Raw genomic sequence first — 3769 nt, 5'->3', positions numbered from 1 at the left:
GTATCAAGATGATTCTAATTATTATTTTGCCAAATAAAATCATTAGCTATTCCTATTTATTTTGCGATCGTAAACGGAGAGAGTAATATGAAACATGAATCTCAAAAAGAAACTAAACCAAAGACAGATATTTTCAGAAAAATAGGAAATAAAGACTCTGAAATAAACACAAAAAAATCTCAAGTTACTAAAAATAAAAACAGTTCATAACTATCAACTGTATACCTGTCACCAATTGCAGATATAGCAGCTAGAATATCTCCAATTAGCTATTTAGCCTACTTACTGTTACCTCCTGTAGTCAAAGCACAACCAATTAGGACATCAACAAATGGTACAAGTACAATAGTTGAAAAAGCAGGCAATCAGTTTAATATTAGTGGCGGTAGACTATCAGGAGATGGCAGAAATCGTTTCCACAGTTTCAGCCAATTTAACGTCAATAAAGGTCAAATAGTAAACTTTTCTTCAACTGAAAAAATCAAAAATATTATCACTACTGTAAATGGTGGTAACTCCTCATATATTAACGGTTTAATTAAAGTAACAGGAGGAAATTCTAACCTATATATTGTTAATCCAGCCGGAATTATTTTTGGTAAAAATGCTCAACTAAATATACCCGCATCTTTTTCCGCTACCACCGCTACTGGAATTAAATTTAACAATCAGTTGTTTAGTGCAACAGGTCAAAATAACTATGCCTCACTGATCGGAAATCCCAGCGCCTTTACTTTCCCCAAAGAACCCGCACCAATCATTAATCATGGCAACCTAGAAGTTAAACCAGGGCAAAACGTCACCCTCATTGCTGGGAGCGTCGTTAATTCTGGCAATATCGCAGCCCCCGGTGGCGAGATTCGTATTGCTGCTGTGCCAGATCAGTCAGTGGTAAGAATTAGCCAAGATGGACATTTGCTGAGTTTGGAAGTATCTGAAGATCGCTTCCCAAATAGTCCAGATGGGCAAATCGATCCTCTGTCTTTGCCAAAGATGTTAACTGGTGAAGATACAAGGGGAAATGCGACAAGAGTCACCATGAATCAAAATGNGCCCCCGGTGGCGAGATTCGTATTGCTGCTGTGCCAGATCAGTCAGTGGTAAGAATTAGCCAAGATGGACATTTGCTGAGTTTGGAAGTATCTGAAGATCGCTTCCCAAATAGTCCAGATGGGCAAATCGATCCTCTGTCTTTGCCAAAGATGTTAACTGGTGAAGATACAAGGGGAAATGCGACAAGAGTCACCATGAATCAAAATGGGCAGTTTATCCTAACTGGAGATAAAACAGTTGCAACTACCCCCGGTTCCGTAGTTATCTCTGGTAATATTGATGCCTCAAACACTCAACATACTAACCGCTCCCTACCTCCCCTCAGTCAAGAAAATACAAACCTAGTAGGGGGAAATGTGGAGATTTTGGGCGAGCAGATCGATCTTAACCAAGCTAATATAAATGTCTCAGGGGATGGAGGTGGTGGGACAGTTAGCCTAGGTAATTACACAGTTAATCAGGAACATAATAATCACATTCAGGTTAGCTCAGATTCCATAATTTCTGCCAACGCTAATTTTACTGGTAACGGTGGAAATGTAGCGATCGCTGCAGAGCAAGTTGATATATCTGGCCACATCAGCGCCAGGGGTAGTGGAAATTTAGGCGAAGGAGGATCTGTGCAAATTTCTGGTGGAGGTAGTTTTAGTGGCACAGTTGATGTGAGTGCTGAGAATAATGTTGGGGATATACGAATAGAGTCAGAGAATATTACGGTCAACCCAGAAACTAATTTCCAAGTTTCCGATGGAGAAAAAAATCAGTCTAGCAACTTGAATATTTCCGAAAATTCTCTAGAACAAATGACTAATAATGCAGATGTTACTTTAGCAGCAACTAACGATATTACTATCAATAATTTATCTGATAATCAACTAAATTTAAACGCCGATAATAACAGATTAGATACACCTCCAAGTCAGGTCAAATTTGTGGCCGATAGTGACCATAATCGCAGCGGTTCATTTACTATAGACAATCGGACTTCAATTGTGAATAACAGCAGTTCTGTAATTATATCTGGTGAAAATTTAACAGTAGGTAAAATTACCAATCCTGGTGGAGGTACAATTGGCCTAATGAGCAATCAAATTACTTTTTCTAGTGGTAGTAATTCCATTGATAATCTTGATGGTCAAGTTAATATTCAACCCAGATACCCCACTGAAAATATGGTAATCAACGAAAATATTAATGTAGTAGATCAAAATATCAATTCTTCTGTAGAAGAACCAGTAGATTCTTATCATAAAAATGGTGAATTAGAAGATAGTTATCTAGTTCGCTCTTCCACAAAAAAACTGGAGAATAATGAGAGTAAAAAAGAAAATAATAGCCTGAGAAACAATATTACTTCAGAGCAGAAAGTACCAACTATGAGCACCCAATCAGGAAATCTAATTCTTGCTAGTCTAAACCGCAAAATATCGCCAGATAAAATTGATAAAATCCGTAGTCACGCTTTTGCTAATGAATTAAAAATAAATCTAGATAACTCCCCAGCGATTACCGAAAATAGCATTAGAGAATCACTAACTGCCGTTGCTAATCAAACAGGAAAAAAACCAGCAGTTATTTATGTTATTTCTCAACCAGAATACCTAGAATTAATTTTAGTTACCTCTGAAGGTTCACCAGTTTTTAAGAGAATAGAAATAGCTAATAATGATGAATTACGCCAACAAATGCGAAGCTTTATCGGAGGAGTCAGTCACCCTAGCCCTAGCAATCCCAATAAATATTTAAGTGCTTCACAAAAATTATATAAGTTATTAATTTCACCCTTAGAACCAGAATTAGAAAAACGAGAAATAGATACACTCATGTTCTCTCTCGATCCAGCCATGCGGAGTATTCCTTTTGCAGCTCTCCATGATGGCGAAAAATTCTTAATAGAAAAGTATAGTATGGGGTTAATTCCTAGTATTAATATGACTGATACTAGCTACAAAAATATTAAAGATTTATCAGTTTTAGCAATGGGAGCCTCAGATTTTCAAGACCCTAATATAGTATCTTTACCTGCTGTTCCCCTAGAATTAAAAATGATTCGGCAAAATTGGCGGGGCAAGATTTTCTTTGACGAAAGTTTTACATTTGAAAATCTGCAAAAGCAACGGATAAAACAGGGAGCAAGGATTGTACATTTAGCAACTCATGGCTCTTTTCAACCCAGTGCGCCTAATGAGTCTTTTATTCAGTTATGGAACGAACAATTAAAGTTCGAGCAATTACGAAAGTTAGCCAAAAATGGGGAACCAATAGAATTATTAGTATTGAGTGCTTGTGAAACTGCTTTCGGTAATTTGGATGCAGAATTAGGTTTTGCTGGGTTAGCTGTGCAAGCGGGAGTTAAATCAGTTTTAGCAAGTTTATGGCAGGTGGATGACGGGGGAACTTTAGGGTTGATGAGAGAGTTTTATCGACAGTTGAGTTCGCAAGACACTACTGTGAAAGCAGAAGCATTGAGGCAAGCACAAATAGCAATGATTAATGGGGATCTACGTCTGGAAGCAGGAAGGTTAAGAAGTAGTCGAGTTGGAGATGATGGCGTGAAACTGCCAGATGCTGAATTTGCTGAAAACATGACTTTTTCTCATCCTTATTATTGGGCTTCTTTTATGATGATCGGTACTCCTTGGTAAGATTGGGAAGATGGGGAGTGTGGGGAGTGTAGGGAGATGGGGAGTGTGGGGAATGTGGGGAGTGTGGGGAG

The 3769-nt window shown here is 38.1% G+C and carries 2 protein-coding genes and 1 pseudogene; all 3 read left to right on the top strand.

What is annotated here, in order from left to right; all coding sequences use genetic code 11:
• The first annotated feature begins 87 nt into the window (after positions 1 to 87).
• The gene (locus AFK68_RS43325; protein WP_256386501.1) at positions 88 to 210 is read left to right on the top strand and encodes a hypothetical protein; all 123 of its coding nucleotides are present in this window, start codon (positions 88 to 90) and stop codon (positions 208 to 210) included.
• 15 nt (positions 211 to 225) lie between these two features.
• Positions 226 to 1051: pseudogene (locus tag AFK68_RS44415) on the top strand (filamentous hemagglutinin N-terminal domain-containing protein); the annotation flags it as partial.
• Position 1052: 1 nt separating this feature from the next.
• Positions 1053 to 3698, top strand: a 2646-nt coding sequence (locus AFK68_RS06515; RefSeq protein WP_210407262.1) for a CHAT domain-containing protein, incomplete at its 5' end; no start/stop codon positions are given.
• Positions 3699 to 3769: the final 71 nt, after the last annotated feature.

The organism is Hydrocoleum sp. CS-953, from assembly GCF_002260545.1.
Lineage (GTDB): Bacteria > Cyanobacteriota > Cyanobacteriia > Cyanobacteriales > Microcoleaceae > Trichodesmium.
Note: the sequence above shows the minus strand (reverse complement) of the source record. Positions and strands in the feature narration are given on the sequence as shown.

What these genes read in the sequence shown, in the direction of transcription:
- AFK68_RS43325 (WP_256386501.1), top strand. Translation starts at nt 88, where the DNA reads ATGAAACATGAATCTCAAAAAGAAACTAAACCAAAGACAGATATTTTC.